Source organism: Risungbinella massiliensis, assembly GCF_000942395.1.
In the GTDB taxonomy this organism is placed as follows: Bacteria; Bacillota; Bacilli; order Thermoactinomycetales; family Thermoactinomycetaceae; genus Risungbinella; species Risungbinella massiliensis.
In genome coordinates, this window is the sequence record NZ_LN812103.1 from 348,144 (window position 1) to 364,407 (window position 16,264).

Here is a 16,264-nt window from a genome sequence, read left to right on the forward strand (position 1 = left end):
CCTCTTTTCTTATTATGAACTCTGTACCTAGATACAGAGTCAATATGCTTTTTAATGTGATCAGAAAAAGCTCACTCTCAGATGAAATACATAGAGAGTAAGCTTTGTTATTTGTACTGCCTAGATGCTGGCAGCTTCTTTTTCATTTGTCATGGTTGCAACTGTACGATCGGCAAATTGCAAACGATATAACCAAACAATAAATACAATAGTCAAGACAAAGAAGAAAATGGAGTAAATGATACTTCCGGAGATGTCTTCGGCTACATAATTGCTAAGCAAGGTAGAAGTGAGATTGTTGAAAAAATGGATCGACATCGTGATCCAAATGGAGCGAGTCCACACATAAATAAAACCGAGGAGTATTCCCATAGGAGCAGCATATGCGACTTGAAATAGATTCATATGAAGCAAACCAAACAGTGTACCCTGTACTACAACTGCAACGATGATGGGCATTTTTCGTCTGAGTTCATGGAAAATTAGTCCGCGCATCATCAATTCTTCATTTACTGCAGCAAATACTCCAAGAATCAGGATTTGCATCCATAATGGAGCTTCTAAGAATGGTTTAAACATCTCTTGCATTTCGATCGCAGACTCATCTAGTGGGACAAACGGCATAACAAAGGTAAGAAACAGATTTAAGCAAATTGCAAGAGGGATGGTTACAAAAAATACGGAAGTTTTCGGCTTCTCGAAGTGGCAAGATTCTGCCAAACGGCGTCGTCTCCAGAATACAAATCCAATTAATATTAAGCAGAACAAAGTATCTCCTACTAATGCCATTTCCACTTCCAACTTGTTATTTTCGAAGATATTTACTTCATAGGCGAATTCATAGAACATAGCAACAATAATGTAGCTTGCAAGATAGCTACCAAAGAAAAAGGCTAATAACCCCATGATTTTAAACCAAATTTTCATAGTCACATACTCCTAACTTTTGTATTCTTTGGATTTAGATAAACAACATAAGATGGTATTGGTATTTTGTTCGTCTCAATTTTGTTCCTTAACCAATAGCTCTCCTTATTAGTGTGTTATATAATTAATACACTAATAAGGAGGGCTGTGCAAGTTGTTTCTACAAAATTTATATTTCGTCACATTTGAAGTAAACAGAGACTGACCTCTAGCTTAAAAAAACTCCCCAGCATTCGCTAGGGAGTTTCGCTTTGTTTTGTTTTGTTATACCAGTGCTTCTTCTTTGTCATTGAGGATTTGGCGTAGTACGGTTTGTAAGATACCACCGTTTTTGTAGTATTCAACATCAACTACACTGTCTAGACGAACTTTGGTTTCGAACTCAACAGTAGAGCCGTCTGTTTTAGTAGCTTTTACTTGAAGGCTTTGACCTGGTTGTACATCGTCATTTAGACCAAGTAGGTCAAAGGTTTCGGTACCATCAAAACCAAGTGTTTGCCAACTTTGTCCATTTGTGAACTCAAGTGGTAAGACACCCATACCGACCAGGTTGCTACGGTGAATGCGCTCAAAGCTTTCGGCGATTACCGCTTTAACACCAAGTAGGTTGGTTCCTTTGGCCGCCCAGTCACGGGAGCTTCCAGTACCATATTCTTTCCCAGCAAGGACAACAAGTGGAGTGTTGGTTTTCTTATACTCCATCGCAGCATCGTAGATCGACATTACTTGGCCACTTGGAATGTGCTTGGTGACGCCACCTTCCGAACCAGGCACCATTTGGTTACGGATGCGGATATTGGCGAACGTTCCGCGAGTCATGACACGGTCATTTCCACGGCGTGAACCATAGGAGTTAAAGTCTTTACCAGCCACTCCATTTTCGGTTAGATAGAGACCAGCTGGACTTGTTTTGGCGATACTACCTGCTGGAGAAATATGGTCCGTCGTAACCGAATCTCCTAGCATTGCAAGTACACGAGCGTTTTGTACCGATTGGATCGCTTCTGCTTCTGGAGCGAGATCTACAAAGAATGGAGGTTCTTGGATATACGTGGATTTATCATCCCACTCGTAGAGCGTTCCTTGTGGGGTAGGCAGCTGGTTCCAACGCTCGTTAGCATCGAATACTTTTCCATATTGTTTGCGGAACTGCTCTGCGCTGATCGCTTGTGCCATTACATCACTAATTTCTTGGGATGATGGCCAGAGATCTTGGAGATAAACAGGTTGCCCTTGTTGATCTGTACCGATTGGCTCTGTAGCGAAGTCGATATTGACCGTACCTGCAAGAGCATATGCCACAACTAATGGAGGAGAAGCAAGATAGTTGGCTTTGACTTGTTGGTGAATCCGTCCTTCAAAGTTTCGGTTACCAGAGAGGACAGAAGCAACAGTCAAGTCGTTTTCCTCAATCGCTTTGCTTACATCATCAGCTAGGGGACCACTGTTTCCGATACAGGTAGCACATCCATAGCCGGCAAGGTTAAAGCCTAGCGCAGAGAGAGAATCCAATAGATCTCCTTTTACCAAGTAGTCCGTTACTACTTTTGAACCAGGGGTCAAACTGGCTTTCACATATGGAGGAACGTTTAGACCACGTTCGACTGCTTTTTTCGCCAGTAGCCCAGCACCGATCATAACCGATGGGTTCGATGTATTGGTACAGCTGGTGATTGCAGCGATGACAACAGAACCAGTAGTTAGCTCATAATCAGAACCAGAAGCAGATTTTGCTTTGGAAACTGCGGCAATTTGCTCATCGGAGAGACCAAATCCACGTTCCTCAACTGGTTTTTTTAGCGTTTCGTTCCAGACTTTTTTCATCTCGGTTAGCTCGACACGGTCTTGAGGACGCTTTGGACCAGATAGAGATGGAACAACGGTGGAGAGATCTAGCTCTACTGTATCGGTAAAGATTGGATCTTCCGTATCGTCAGTGCGGAACATTCCTTGAGCCGTGTAGTAAGAGCGAACTAGTTGTACTAGCTCTTCATCCCGACCGGTGTTGCGTAGATAGTTTAGGGACTCTTCATCTACAGGGAAGAAACCTACTGTAGCACCATACTCTGGAGCCATGTTGGCAACGGTAGCACGATCCGCAAGGCTAATTTGGCTAAGACCAGTTCCATAGAACTCGACAAATTTGCCTACAACGCCTTTTTTGCGGAGGATTTCGGTCACCGTCAATGCGAGATCAGTAGCGGTAGCGCCTTCTGCCAATTTACCAGTCAGTTTAAATCCGATCACATCAGGAGTCAGGAAGTAGAGTGGCTGTCCAAGCATACCAGCTTCCGCTTCGATTCCGCCTACACCCCAACCGACAACACCAAGACCATTGATCATAGTGGTGTGAGAGTCTGTACCGACAAGGGAATCTGGATAGAGTACCGTTTCATCTCCATCTTTGCTTTGTGCTACAACATTTGCCAAATACTCTAGGTTTACTTGGTGGACGATTCCAGTAGCTGGTGGTACAGCACGGAAGTTGCTAAACGCTTCTTTCGCCCAGCGAAGGAGACGATAACGTTCTTCATTTCGTTCAAATTCGAGGTTCATGTTATAATCTAGCGCATCTTGCGTACCAGCGCGGTCTACCATTACCGAGTGGTCAATGACGAGGTCAACAGGAATGAGAGGATTGATTCGTTCAGGGTTTCCGCCAACGCGAGCCATTGCTGAACGCAAAGCTGCGAGATCAACTACTGCAGGAACTCCGGTGAAATCTTGTAGAACGATTCGAGCAGGTTTAAAAGCGACTTCTTTTTCGCCTCTCTTTTCTGCCCATTTCGCTAATTGGACGATATTTTCTTGGGTCATACCTTTGCCATCATATTGACGAACAGCTGCTTCGAGCAACACTTTAATGGAAAAAGGAAGTTTGGAGACGTTTCCAATTCCTTGTTCTTCGAGGCCGTTGAGACGATAGTAAACATACTCTTGGTTATTTACGGACAGTTTGGAACGTAATGAATACAGATCTTGTGCCATTTACGAAAACCTCCTCTTAATAATGTTCCGCTAGATGAAACTCAGTTTCTTTTTTCAACCACATTATACAACCGTTTGGAAAAAGTGTATAGCCCTTTTTCCTAATTAGCAGATAAAATATGAATCTTTTCTATTATATTGGAAGCGGGTATAATCTAGAAGTGAAAAGAGATTTCATTGTGTGAAACGTGTGAAGGGAGTAATTACCATGACAGAAGAGAAAAAAACCGTACGTTCGGCAGAGAGAGCACTTGATCTCTTGCTCTGCTTCTTGCATGGTTCACGCCTTTCGCTGACGGAGCTAGCAGAACAGACTGGACTGAGCAAAAGTACCGTTTTTCGTTTATTAGCTACATTAGAGAACAAAGGATTTCTAGAACGAGATATAGATACAGAAAAATACCATCTAGGGCTACGAGTATGGGAACTAGCCTCGCGGATGAACCATCTAAATGACCCGGCGATTCTCCTCCTTCCTTTAATGGAACGATTGCGTGATCAGCTAGAGGAGACCGTTAGCTTGTACATTCGGGAAGGAAATGAGCGTATCCGAATTCAGGCAGTAGAAAGTCACCATGCAATTCGTCGTGTGGCACCAATCGGTGTGAGAATGCATCTTTCTGTAGGAGCCTCTAGCAAGGTGTTAATGGCTTACGAAACAGAGAGTATTCGAGAAAATGTAATGGCAGACCCAGATTGGCCAGAGGGAGTGGCTCGAACTTCCTTCCGAAATCAATTGCAAGATGTCCGTGAAAAAGGGTACGCCATTAGCATCGAGGAGAGGGAAGCAGGCACAGCTGCGATCTCTGTACCGATCTTACGAAGAGATGGTTCTATTCGAGCAGCTCTAGCGCTTTCTGGTCCGATATCTCGGATGAGTCCTGAGAGAATGGAAGAAATGGCACCTGTGTTACAGCAAGTAGCTCAGGAGATGAGTGAAAGATGGTAGAAGGAAGCGGAGAGATAAGATAGGAGTTCTTTTACCATCTGGAATAGCTTCTAGAAAAGGGGTCATTATGTTCCGTGACACAACCCATCTATAAGTATTTTTCCCATCAGACTTCAGGGATAGCGATGAAAACATGGCTTCAAGACCAGCTTCAGAAGGGGAACGTGGTGGTAAGAGTACAACGTGTTGAAGGATTGGATCAACATACTTGGGTATTTCAGATGGGACCCAGTATGGTGCGACCAGTTGGCCAAGAGCAGTGTGTTCTATTTGCGCCATTTGGAGAGGAAGAAAAGATAGAGAAGGGGCTCATAGGCAAGCAGCTTAACTATTGGATTCACGTTACGGAAGGGCATCTGGTTCTTTACTCTCAAGAAGAGGAGACCATAGTGGGGAAACCAGATGGCTTTGTAGAGACACTGGTCCAGTGGATCGAAGAGTGGCCAAAGGTTTGGTTTTGCTTGCTGATTATGGTACTTGCTATGTGGTTACGATAAAACCCGCCTAGAGTTTAATGAATGGACTGGGCGGGTTTTGCGTAATCGAGCAAGTATGTTCAATCTGTGCTTCAAGACATGCTACTACGTAATCCGAATCTACCTAATATTGATTTTCACAGTGAATATCACCATGACTTTAGTTTTACATTCAGTATGTCTGATCTGAGTAGGGTTTTTGGTAGCTTTATGGGGAGATCGATTGCTAGAAAGAATAGAGAGGAAGTTAGGAGGGAGAGTAAACGCTAAAAACCCACCTGAGTTCGATGAAGAACAGTAGGCGGGTTTCATGTTTGAGGAGAGCTATTTCATTTCTGTGCTTACTACATCAGGACCTGTCATATAGTCAAGGCTTTCACGATCATTGAATAAAGCTCTGTCCATACTTTCTATCTCCCACGTTTTCTCTGTCTGATTATAAAATAGAGTAGCATAGTAATCTTTATAATTGTCTTTTAATGGCTCCGTGCTACTTAGTTCATCAGATAAAGTATCGTCATCATTGGAGAAATAGTGGGCATCCACCGGAATTATCACATGATAGCCACCCATCTCCAGATTTCCTTTCACTTCTGCTTCTGAGTAGTCTATTTTGGTTCCGAGAATCTTGCCTCTCCAGGTTTGGTTATAATCCTTTAAACGATCAATCACTTGTGTAAGTTCTTTGTAGAAATAGGTTGATTTTTTTAATTGTACTAATTTGTTTTTATCCCTACTAGTATACGCTGCAACTTCACTCTGGAAATACTCATTAATCATTTTTGTTATTTTTGTTCGACTTTCAGGAGACTGAAATGCTATTGGAGTTAGATCAAATTGATATGAACTTATATTTACAGAGTACTCTGGGCTTCGTTCTTCTCCCCAAGGAAATTGATACATTCCTTGGATTTTTACTTTACCATCTAAGGAAAAGGGACCGATGGTTTCACTATAATCAATTGGATTACCTTCTACCTTATTATTAACCAGAACAACGGTGTTTCGAATTTTGGAAGTGACCATAACAGCAGAAGTAACGAGAGGAATTTCAATATCTATGTTTGGTTTACTTTGATCTAAAGCTTGAATGTTTTGGAAGTTACTTAACTTTCCATATGGATATGGTTTTTCAATTTTTGTCATATAGTAACCAGGTAACACGGGTCCGAGAATGTAGTCTTTCTTATCAGATGTTGTTTTAGATACTTGCTTCTCATTTACAAAGATCGTCGCATCAGGCTCATTCGTTTTGATTGTTACATAGTAAGGACGAACTACTATATCGTATGTATCATAAAATAGAACGTGTTCTTGCTTTATTACTTGGAAGTCACCTTGCATTCGGTAGTCGATAGGAGCATCTAATGGGATATTTTCTACCTCTCCTGTCTCGAAGTAATACTGCGCTCGCATGGTTTTCATTAGTTTATCTAGGTAAGTGGAGTTATTTTTAGTATAAGTTGCAAACAATTCTAGTCCTTTTGCATCTATTTTTAAGTCATCTGTTTCACTAATCACCAAACTCGCTAACTTATTCGCATCACCTTTTCGAGCAGCATCTTCAAACTCTTGTATCTTTGCCTCTGGATTGTTCATCACGGCACCTACGAGATAGAAGAGTCCGATTAAGACAACAAAGCCAATCAAGCTAAACTGGAGTTTTTTTGTTTTTCTTAAATGCAGGTAACAGTCGTTCGGATAAAAATAGATTGACAGGGCTTGCTTGTGGTTTAGCAGGGTCAAAATGGGGTTGTCCCAAAAAAAGTTCCTCCTAACAGTAAATTCAAATGAAACGTTACTCATTTTATTATGAATCTTGTGAATATAACTTGTTAATATTGTTAACTTTACGAAAATGATTACTTCTACATAAAACAACCCCGCGTACTCTAACAGAGAAGCAGGGTTGATGTGTGCTTATTTAAATTCGCTTTTGACAACAAGAGGACTCTGCATGTAGTTAGAGCCTCCACCAAAGTAATCGCTTGAGAGATCATTTACAAGCCAAGTTTTACTGGACTCTTGATAGCTAAGGTGGACATGAAATTCATCATAAGTCTCTTCTAATGGATCTTCTTTTCCTCGATCATAACTACTATATCTCTTAGCCCGATAATGTACTTCAACTGGGATTGAAATTTCGTAGGTGTTAGTTTCTTTGTTCATTTTAATAATGGCTTTGGAATAGTCGATTCGTGTACCAAGAGTCGAACCTTTCCAATAACGTTCCCAATCTTTTAGAGAGTTGATGTCTTCGGTGTATTTCTTTTTCATGTTGTCTGTTGCATTGGTTAACTTACTTATATCTTGACTGACCAACGCTGACATCTCGCTTTTGAAGAAGTTGTTGATCGTTTCCGTTGCTTTGGTTTTGCTCTCTGGGGTTTGGAAGGCAACGGGAGTTAGGTCAAAAGAAGAAGTATTTTCTTCAATTACTTGTTCTAAGCTACGCTCTTCGCCCCAAGGGAATGTACGCACACCTTGAATTTTAACTGTGCCATTACGAGAGATTGGTCCAAAACGTTCCGTAGTTCCAGTCGTTTTTTTGGTATCGCGTCCGTTTACCAATATGCGCGTATCATCAAATTCAGACTCTACATAAATATTTTCTCCAGAGAGGCTGAGATCTGCTTCCACTGTTTGAGGAGATCTGTCAAAAGCCTGGATCTCTTCGTTACTGCTAAGTACAGCAAACTCAAAGTTTTTCTCGACAAGGACTTGGTATGTTCCTGGCATTACAGGTCCCATCACATGCTTCATGTTGTTTGCATTGGTTTTGAAAACTTGCTTTCCATCTACCTTTACTACTGCATCAGGTTCATTGGTCTCGATGGTAACATAATACGGACGAACTGCAATTTCATAAGAATCATAGAACAAAGAGCGATCTTGGTGCACTAAATAGTAGTCTCCATAACTGAGATAATCTTTTGGAGCATCTATACCTACATTCCAAGGTTCGCCTTCATAGAAATGGTATTGAGCACGCATAGACGCCATCAGTCTAGTAAAATATTTAGGATTGCTTTGTGCATATTGGATAAATTGTTGCAATTGCTTTTTATCCATTTTTAAACCGTCTGTGTTATTTACTACAATGTCTTCAAGATCATCCACTTTTCCAGTACGTACTGCTGTTTCAAAATCGTTGATCATTCCTTCAGGGTCATGTAAAAAATATCCTACGAGATAAATAAAACCGATGAGTATTGCCAAGCCGAGTAAGATGAAAAGCCACTTTTGGTTCTTTTTCAAAAAGGGAAGAAACGATGCCGATAAAAAGTTTTGAACAGGACTAGAGTTAGGATTTGGGTTTTGTCCGAATTGAGGCTGTTCCAAGCAAATTCCTCCTTATCTAAATTAGAAAACTTTCTCTATATTACATCATTCTACAAGAAAAGATGATAAGGCAAAATTGTGACCGTTTTATAAAATAGAACAACCAAGTAGATGTTCAACATCACTTGGTTGTTTCGGTTGGTTTACATTTTGTACCGGTCCATCTCTTTTTTGGGGACCAATTTTCCACTGAATTCTTCTAGAACATATCTCGCTCTGGTGATACATTCAAAAGTTCCTGTTCCGATCCCATCCCAGATGATATTTTGGTCATCATATATCGCAATGTAGATTGGTCCTCGAAACTCGACTTTCGTAACCTTGGAGTTACTGGACACAACCTTGAGATAGTTCGCTAGTATCAAAATTTTGTGGAGCATTGGCTCATTTGTACGTGCTTCTGCTAAGTCTTCGTCTCCTGAGAAATAATATGTTCCAGCAAAAGACAAGAAAATTCCCTTACGATAGAACGGTTCTTGATCCTTTACATACATTCTCCTCACCTCTAATGGTTTTTTGTTGTTAGAGGTGAGTTCCCACACCTCCTCCAACACCAAAAAGTCCATAGATTGAACTTCTTGATGTTAGAGAGGGATGGGAGTAGCAAAGTGATTGGTGTTATTGTTCTGATCGTAATAGAGGAGAGCACCAACCGAATCATCAGATATTTTTCTGACTTTTCTAGTATAACCTTATAAATAGATCAATGGTAGCGGATTCATAAAAGTTCACTATATATTTGAAGGCAGGAGTGATTCGATACGGAAAATGTTTTCCTTTTTTCTATAATTTTCTTTTAAAATATTTCGATAAGTATTAAAATATTAACATGCTCTTTTACAAGGGAAGTGAAGAGGAATGTTAAAAGACCACGGAAATAATCACCGTGAGATTACCTTGCAACATGGCAAGCTTCATGTATTTGCCAATGACGAAGTATATGAGAACTTGGGACACAAAGTCTATGAGATGGCAGATAATAACCTTTCGATTCCACGAAATGTGTATATGAGCTATACGCCAGATGCTCATGTAGGAATTGGAACTTGTATTGGGACAACAGCGGTCTGGAATATGAAGGATGGTTTCGTTTCTCCTTCCATTGTTGGTTCTGACATCGGTTGTGGGATGCGTGTTCATCTGACACCACTTAAGAAAGAAGATATTGTCGATAAGAAATTGCGACGTGAGATGATTAAAGCAATTGAGAAATATGTACCTGCCAATGAGCGGGGTGCAACTCATTACCAAAACATCCGAGTGGAGAAGATTGTTTCGGAAGGAATTCATGGTCTACCTCCACAGTATGTACCCGATTACTATACGCCGAAAAATAGACGCTCTTTGACTCATGTAGAGCATGACAAGTTCACTTACGATACGGATTATCTTGATACGATTCCAGATAAAATGTGGAGTCGTGCTTGGCAACAAGTAGGGACACTTGGTGGAGGTAATCACTTTGTAGAGCTACAACATATCTCAATTCGAGAAGAAAATCGGGAGATTGCCGAGAAGTGGGGACTCTTCGATGGTCAAGTAGTGGTGATGATTCACTCCGGATCTCGTGCATGGGGCGGAATGCTTGGACCTAAATATACCAAGGATTTCCGAGCGGCGATGGAAAAATGGGGTGTGGGAACAGCAGATCCTAATTTGGTGTTTGCCCCGATTGATACAGAAGAAGGACAACGTTACCTTAACCTGATGTATTCTGCGCTGAATTATGCGGTGGTAAATCGTCATATGATTGCGTATGGCGTACGAGAAGGATTACGAGACGTCTTTGGAAGTGACATGGAGACACCAGTACTCTACGATTTGATGCACAATTATGCCCTCAAAGAATTCCATCGTAATCAACCAATGCTGATCCATCGCAAAGGGACGACGAGAGCGTTGCCTGCAGGGCATTTTCTCAATCGAGAGGCATATAAAGAGACAGGGCATCCTGCCCTGATTCCAGGTTCGATGGGAACATCCTCTTACATCATGGTCGGAGAAACGAGTGGAGAGAAGAATTTCTATTCAATCTGTCATGGTGCTGGTCGAGTTCGTTCGCGACGTGCTACCAAAGAACTAGTTAGTGTAGATCAATTTGCTCAGTCCATGAAGGTAGGAACAGAAGAAGAAGTTCTAGTTAACCAACGAACACTACAAAGTATTTTGGACGAATGTCCGCAAGCGTATAAAGATGTCGATCAAGTGATTGATTCCGTTGTAGGAGCGGGTCTCGCCTCCGTTGTAGCAGAATGTAAACCGATGGCGGTCATCAAGGGGGTGTGATCACTACCTTATTTTTTTGACCAACATGTTGTTTTTTTTCTCCTAAAATGGGTAAAAGGATGGTAGTTTTGGCAAAATGGGTCTATCCTAAGAATACATCTTTATTGAAGGATATCACTTTATGTAAAGTGGTATTTAGACACTCCAGATGCAAATGGATAGAATAATAAGGTTAAGAGGAGGAAATGATTGTCATGGCTCAAAATTTTTATTTTCAACAAATGCAAATGATGGTTCAACCAATGCGGGATGAACTTACCCAAGTTGGTTTTCAAGAGTTAACTACTCCAGAAGAAGTAGATGCTGCGCTTCAAGGTGAGGGTTCGAAAGGCACTACACTTTTAGTAGTAAACTCTGTTTGTGGCTGTGCTGCAGGTCTTGCTCGTCCGGCTGTTGCACTATCTTTGAAAAACGAGAAAACACCAGCTCATCTCTATACCGTGTTTGCTGGACAGGATCGTGATGCAACTGCTCAAGCACGCAGTTACTTTAAAGAGTTACCTCCATCTTCGCCTTCTTTTGTTCTCATGAAAGATGGGAAAGTGGTTCATATGGTACATCGTCATGAGATCGAAGGCAATTCATTGGAAGTAATCTCGCAATATCTCACCAACGCATATGATCAATATTGTGATTAATATCGATTCTCCCTGTACACTCAGGGAGCTTTTTTGTTAGGGTAGTAGTATCCAACTACTGAACACGGGAGGACACGATGGAATATCTCGTAAGTATCCTGTTATTTTTCTTTATTGCTGTGACGATTATGGTAAATGTTTGGTATCGTCAAGGAATCAAGAGTGTTAACAATCAGTCGCATCTGAAGCCATATTTGGGGATCCAAGAGACTGGAAATGATAAAATTCGCAACGAATTAATTCAATTGACGAGACATTTGGAGGCATCCTTTCCAGATCAATATGTAAACAAAGTAAAGGAACGGGTGTTGCGGGAACAGAAGATTGGTCTAACAGAGTGGGATAATCGCTGGTTTGAATGGAAACGGTATTTTGTTCTCCGCTGTCTCGTACCGAATCTACCAATGCCTAGTCGTGAAATTGATGTGATCTGGCATGAAATGTTACATTTTCCCGAAGAGTACGAAGCTTTTTGTACTAATTTCATAGGAAAAACGATAGAACATCCCGAAAGAGCTAGTTCCAAAAAAACGACTCCTCATGAGAGAGCATGGTTTGATCTATTGTATATAACACTGTTTCAACCAACTCAATATAGTCCAGTTGTTTGGGGAGTATTTCTCAAAAATGCATTGTCCCAAAACATGGTGAATGATTGGCTTACTCTTTCCAAAGAAGAGATTATCAAAAAGTATTTTTCGTTGGAAAACATGAATTATGTACCAGGATTGTGGAACATCGGGGACGATATGATCGAGAGAATCCGATCAAAATTCCATATGGTTGATCAACATGTTCAAATGTTTGACGGGGATCTAAATAAGTTTCGTTACAATCGCAAGTTACAACCATATGATCAGGACCCAACACTCAATATGCTAACAGGTGTTATTTTCCTTTCGATGGTGCATCAAGAACGTTTTCCAGAAATGTATTACCTTTTATATGTCCGCTCGCATCCACAAGAAGTGAATGACTACACTGATTTGACTAACACACAACCACCTAAAAAACCACCTGCCAACTTTTCATAAAAAAACTCCCTATTCCCAAGTTTTGATGCTTGGGTTAGGGAGTTTTTTCATTAGTTTATTTCACGATGATAGATGGGGTGATTTTTTCTAACCAAATAATACCATCATATTGTTCTTTTGCCTTCATTAGTTCGAACGTAGAGCCAAAATGCGAAGCGCTCTGAGAACTGTACATCCATGATGTTCTTTTATTTTTTGGTGCTTTAGATAAATCTAAGAACAGGTGAGGGTGATGAACTGATTTGAAAATGGACTCTATACTGTCAGAAGGGGGAATGGCAACGGGAATGATTGTTTTGTTATCGCTCGGCTCCAAACTTGCACCTGAGTATGCATAGATTCCCAATACATAGGACTGGTTCTTTAGGTGAGTAGGAAGATAGGTTCCCATGTTAGGACCTTGAACCTGAACCCAATCTTTGGTCATCTTGGTATTATCTTTTCGTACATGGTAGTTGTGACCCCAAACGATTACTTTTTCATGTGGGTAGATTTTGTCTGCAATTATGGTTAGATTTTCAGCCATCATACGATCTCGTTTAAAGAAAGTTAGATCTTCCAAGTTAGTAGGGTAGTCTTGTTGGCTTTCTTTAATTTCAAACGGAATGTAGTTCTCGATCATCCGAATGCGTAATTGGAGAGTTTCTTCCAAGATTTGAACCGCTTTTGGTTGATCTGGATATTGCTTTGCCAACTTGGCGCGATTTTGACTCACGATTTTTGCAAGCTGTTGATATTTTTGTAATAGTGGGCTCTTTTTTTGTTGATATTCTTGGTAAGTAGTGCTTTTTCGTATGTCAGAGTATCCATTCTCGGCTTGTTCTAATAAGGCTTTCGCTGTTGGATTTGCTTTTGCGATCCAATCTTTGGTACCGTCTAGAAATTTGTTAGACATGTTATTGATGTCAAAACCTATTAGATGTAGTGGATCTCCTTTTTGTTTTTGCTCTTGAAGATATTGAAACAACTCAATCAGATCTTGAGTATGCCAAGTAGCGTAGATGGAGTTTTTCATCGCTTCTTTAGCATCTAACTTTGAAAGATTTCGCTCTACTGTTCCTGTGTCGGATAAACCAGATTCAAAAGCAAGGACATCATAATCTAATTCTTCGTGAAGATATCGAATAATGCGTACCTTTGATTGATTGATCTCCGTCGAACCGTGAGTCATTTCACCTAAATGGACAATTCTTCTATCTTTCAAATATTTTTTTAGGACTTTTAGATCTTGTGTATCCGAACTAGTTGTGGAGTGGAGTTTTGCTACATGCTGTTTGGTCCACTTTTTCCAATCTTCTAGATTTCCGTCCTTGTTAGCTGCATGTAGGAGCGGTTGGAATAAAGAGAAAGTTGCCAGACAGACACTGGTTACCCCGATGAGAAGTTTTTGTTTCATCTGTTCCTCCTAAATAAAAGATCGGGATTATATTAGCACGAAAATATACTCTATTCCTTATTATTAGAAGGATTTAAAAAGAGATTAAACTCGACTTAAACGAAAGTTAACCTGTGAAATTTAGATGAATGGAAAGGAAGAATTATCTTGTGTACGCAACAAACTAATATCTCGTTGAATTGTTTTGAATTCCAATTCGCTTTTTGTTAACAACTTAATATGTTTATAAAGTAATAAAAGGTTTTTTCGTATCTGACTAGGTTCTTCTTTTTCTGTTAATGCGTCTGTATAAAAGTAGCCAGCTAATCGGTAAGCTAGAAATAGCTCAGCACCTTCTGAATATTGAATTGGAATATCTACGCCTAATTTTTGTTTACACCAATTAGGTGGAATGATCGAGAGAATGGAAGAAAAAGAATGGAAGTCTTGGGTTGCACTTTTGAGGAGAGTTTGGATCGCCTCAGGACTCTTTTTTTCTTTTTTTCCTACGAATTTTAAGACGCTTTCTTCCTCGTGAATCTCTTTTAACCCTTTATACACTTTCCTCGCTAATACAAACTCTTGGTTTTCCAAGGCAGTCAATCTGTTGTTGATATAGAGAATGGATTTGACTACGATCGAGACTGCTTCGGAGACGATGAGATAATTACTATGATAAAAATCGGTCAACTCTTGCAAAAACTGGCGGTATGATGTTTTCAGCTCTTTAGGATCTGTAGTGTGATATAGGTTCGTTTCGGTCTGTGCGACCAGTTGAATTAATCTCGTATAGGCATCTAACTTTTTCATCGCATAAATATCTCGAATACCAGCGCGTTGTTGTTGTTTGGTCAGTTGAATGGTTTTGCTATTATAGATGGTTGAGATTCCAACCGTTGCCACAATGGAAAAAAGAGTGAGCGGGATGGTAACGACTGCTGTTAGGATCGCTGCATCTACTTCAGGACTAAAATCATTATTTAGCCAAAAAGGTAGAAGATGGTACAACAAGATCACTACTACAAGTAGACCAAGGATCATGAGAAGGAATAGAGAAATGGATTTTTTCATGAAAGACTCCTTTTCGAAGGCATAATATTCTAACCATTGTAGCAATGGAAAGCTTCTTCGGATCGGAGTTTTTGTCACAAAGTGATGGAAATGAGTAATAGATAGCTGGCTTTCTTAAGAAATGCTTAAGAAAGATTTTCTCAAAAAATTAATTTCTCCTTGATATCTTTTATCTAATAGTGGCGAGGTGTTAGAAAATGAATACTAGGAGAGAAAATAATGACCGATTCCATGATTTCCTTTCTGTTTTGTTATTTGGTGCCTTTCATTTGTGCGTTGCGCTTGATCTCCTTCTTTCATTTGTTGTATACAGCGAGTAAATGGAAGACAAATGAAATGACCGCCAAGTAAGCTTCAACTGGCGGTCTTTTTGATGTTTTTACATTAAGCAAAGAAATAGGAGAGTGCTCGTGGCAATTCACGTTGCCAAAATCCCCAAGTGTGGTCTCCTTCTTCTTCATAGAAAACAGATTGTGCTCCCTTTTCCTTAAGTAGTCGAGAAACTTCCCGATTTCGGGCTACTAAATCTAATGTTCCCATATGTGTTGGGACAGCAGTTTCGGATTTTCCTACGGATAAATAGATTTTATATGCAGACAAAGAGGACTCATCGGAGATTGCTTCGATCGAAGCAGGTACAAACGCTCCAGATTGAGATAACACTCTAGTACTAATCTCTGGATGCTTTAGGGCAATACTGAGCGAGACGGTTCCTCCCAAGGACGAGCCACCAATTACAATCTCTTCTGGATCAATTGGATAGCTGGTCTGGATCTTTGGCAATAACTCTCTAGTAAAAAACTGTATATGTGCCGTATGGCGGTTTCCAGCAGGAGAATATTCTGGTGTACGAACTTCTTTATTCACTGGGATTCCAATGATGATCAAGGGACGAATCTGCCCTTCTTCTATCATTTTAGTTGCCTGGGTAACAATTCGACCTAGATTAAAGTAGTCGACTCCGTCATGTAAAAATAGTGCTGGATAGGTAGAAGAATGGTCATAACCAGGAGGTAAGAAAACAAGGATCTGTTTGTTTTCTTGAAGGTACTGACTCTCAATCGTTTCTTTGCGTATGGTACGTTTCGTATATTTGGTTTCCATTACCGATCCCTCTTTTCGAAATGCTTTACCTATACTATACCCCTAGATTTCCAAGTTTGGTGGATTACTACCTT

The 16,264-nt window shown here is 40.4% G+C and carries 13 protein-coding genes; 5 read left to right on the forward strand and 8 right to left on the reverse strand.

What is annotated here, in order from left to right:
- Positions 1-120: 120 nt before the first annotated feature.
- Positions 121-927, reverse strand: a complete 807-nt coding sequence (locus VJ09_RS12845; protein ID WP_044642096.1) for a CPBP family intramembrane glutamic endopeptidase — start codon at positions 925-927, stop codon at positions 121-123.
- A gap of 264 nt (positions 928-1,191) precedes the next feature.
- Positions 1,192-3,915 carry an aconitate hydratase AcnA gene (acnA, locus tag VJ09_RS12850; protein ID WP_044642097.1) on the reverse strand — a complete coding sequence of 908 codons (2,724 nt, stop codon included), beginning with the start codon at positions 3,913-3,915 and terminating at the stop codon, positions 1,192-1,194.
- 208 nt (positions 3,916-4,123) lie between these two features.
- Here acnA and VJ09_RS12855 point away from each other — a divergent pair, with 208 nt between their 5' ends.
- On the forward strand, positions 4,124-4,864 hold the full coding sequence (locus tag VJ09_RS12855; RefSeq protein ID WP_044642098.1) for an IclR family transcriptional regulator: 741 nt from the start codon (positions 4,124-4,126) through the stop codon (positions 4,862-4,864).
- A gap of 74 nt (positions 4,865-4,938) precedes the next feature.
- Positions 4,939-5,361 (forward strand): hypothetical protein, encoded by a 423-nt coding sequence (locus VJ09_RS12860; RefSeq protein WP_044642099.1) that lies wholly within the window; start codon positions 4,939-4,941, stop codon positions 5,359-5,361.
- A 303-nt stretch (positions 5,362-5,664) separates the two neighbouring features.
- Here the strand turns inward: VJ09_RS12860 and VJ09_RS12865 are convergent, their stop codons facing one another.
- From VJ09_RS12865 to VJ09_RS12875, 3 genes are all read right to left on the reverse strand, one after another.
- A complete protein-coding gene (locus VJ09_RS12865; RefSeq protein ID WP_147635501.1) occupies positions 5,665-6,939 on the reverse strand; it encodes a TcaA 3rd/4th domain-containing protein in 1,275 nt (424 codons plus the stop codon).
- A gap of 321 nt (positions 6,940-7,260) precedes the next feature.
- On the reverse strand, positions 7,261-8,682 hold the full coding sequence (locus VJ09_RS12870) for a TcaA 3rd/4th domain-containing protein (RefSeq protein ID WP_044642101.1): 1,422 nt from the start codon (positions 8,680-8,682) through the stop codon (positions 7,261-7,263).
- 143 nt (positions 8,683-8,825) lie between these two features.
- Positions 8,826-9,248: a hypothetical protein gene (locus VJ09_RS12875; protein WP_044642102.1), complete on the reverse strand. Its 423-nt coding sequence runs from the start codon at positions 9,246-9,248 to the stop codon at positions 8,826-8,828.
- 292 nt (positions 9,249-9,540) lie between these two features.
- On the opposite strand from VJ09_RS12875, the gene VJ09_RS12880 reads away from it, so the two are divergent.
- The 3 genes from VJ09_RS12880 to VJ09_RS12890 all read left to right on the forward strand — a co-directional run bounded on the left by VJ09_RS12880 (position 9,541) and on the right by VJ09_RS12890 (position 12,640).
- A complete protein-coding gene (locus tag VJ09_RS12880; RefSeq protein WP_044642103.1) occupies positions 9,541-10,968 on the forward strand; it encodes an RtcB family protein in 1,428 nt (475 codons plus the stop codon).
- A gap of 194 nt (positions 10,969-11,162) precedes the next feature.
- Entirely contained in the window at positions 11,163-11,606 is a 444-nt protein-coding gene (locus VJ09_RS12885; protein ID WP_044642104.1) for a BrxA/BrxB family bacilliredoxin, read from the forward strand.
- A 77-nt stretch (positions 11,607-11,683) separates the two neighbouring features.
- Entirely contained in the window at positions 11,684-12,640 is a 957-nt protein-coding gene (locus VJ09_RS12890) for a glycine-rich domain-containing protein (RefSeq protein WP_044642105.1), read from the forward strand.
- A gap of 55 nt (positions 12,641-12,695) precedes the next feature.
- Here the strand turns inward: VJ09_RS12890 and VJ09_RS12895 are convergent, their stop codons facing one another.
- The 3 genes from VJ09_RS12895 to VJ09_RS12905 all read right to left on the reverse strand — a co-directional run bounded on the left by VJ09_RS12895 (position 12,696) and on the right by VJ09_RS12905 (position 16,190).
- A complete protein-coding gene (locus VJ09_RS12895; RefSeq protein WP_044642106.1) occupies positions 12,696-14,036 on the reverse strand; it encodes an erythromycin esterase family protein in 1,341 nt (446 codons plus the stop codon).
- Between the two features lie 120 nt (positions 14,037-14,156).
- Positions 14,157-15,086: a hypothetical protein gene (locus tag VJ09_RS12900; RefSeq protein WP_044642107.1), complete on the reverse strand. Its 930-nt coding sequence runs from the start codon at positions 15,084-15,086 to the stop codon at positions 14,157-14,159.
- Between the two features lie 384 nt (positions 15,087-15,470).
- Positions 15,471-16,190: an alpha/beta hydrolase gene (locus VJ09_RS12905; protein WP_044642108.1), complete on the reverse strand. Its 720-nt coding sequence runs from the start codon at positions 16,188-16,190 to the stop codon at positions 15,471-15,473.
- Positions 16,191-16,264: the final 74 nt, after the last annotated feature.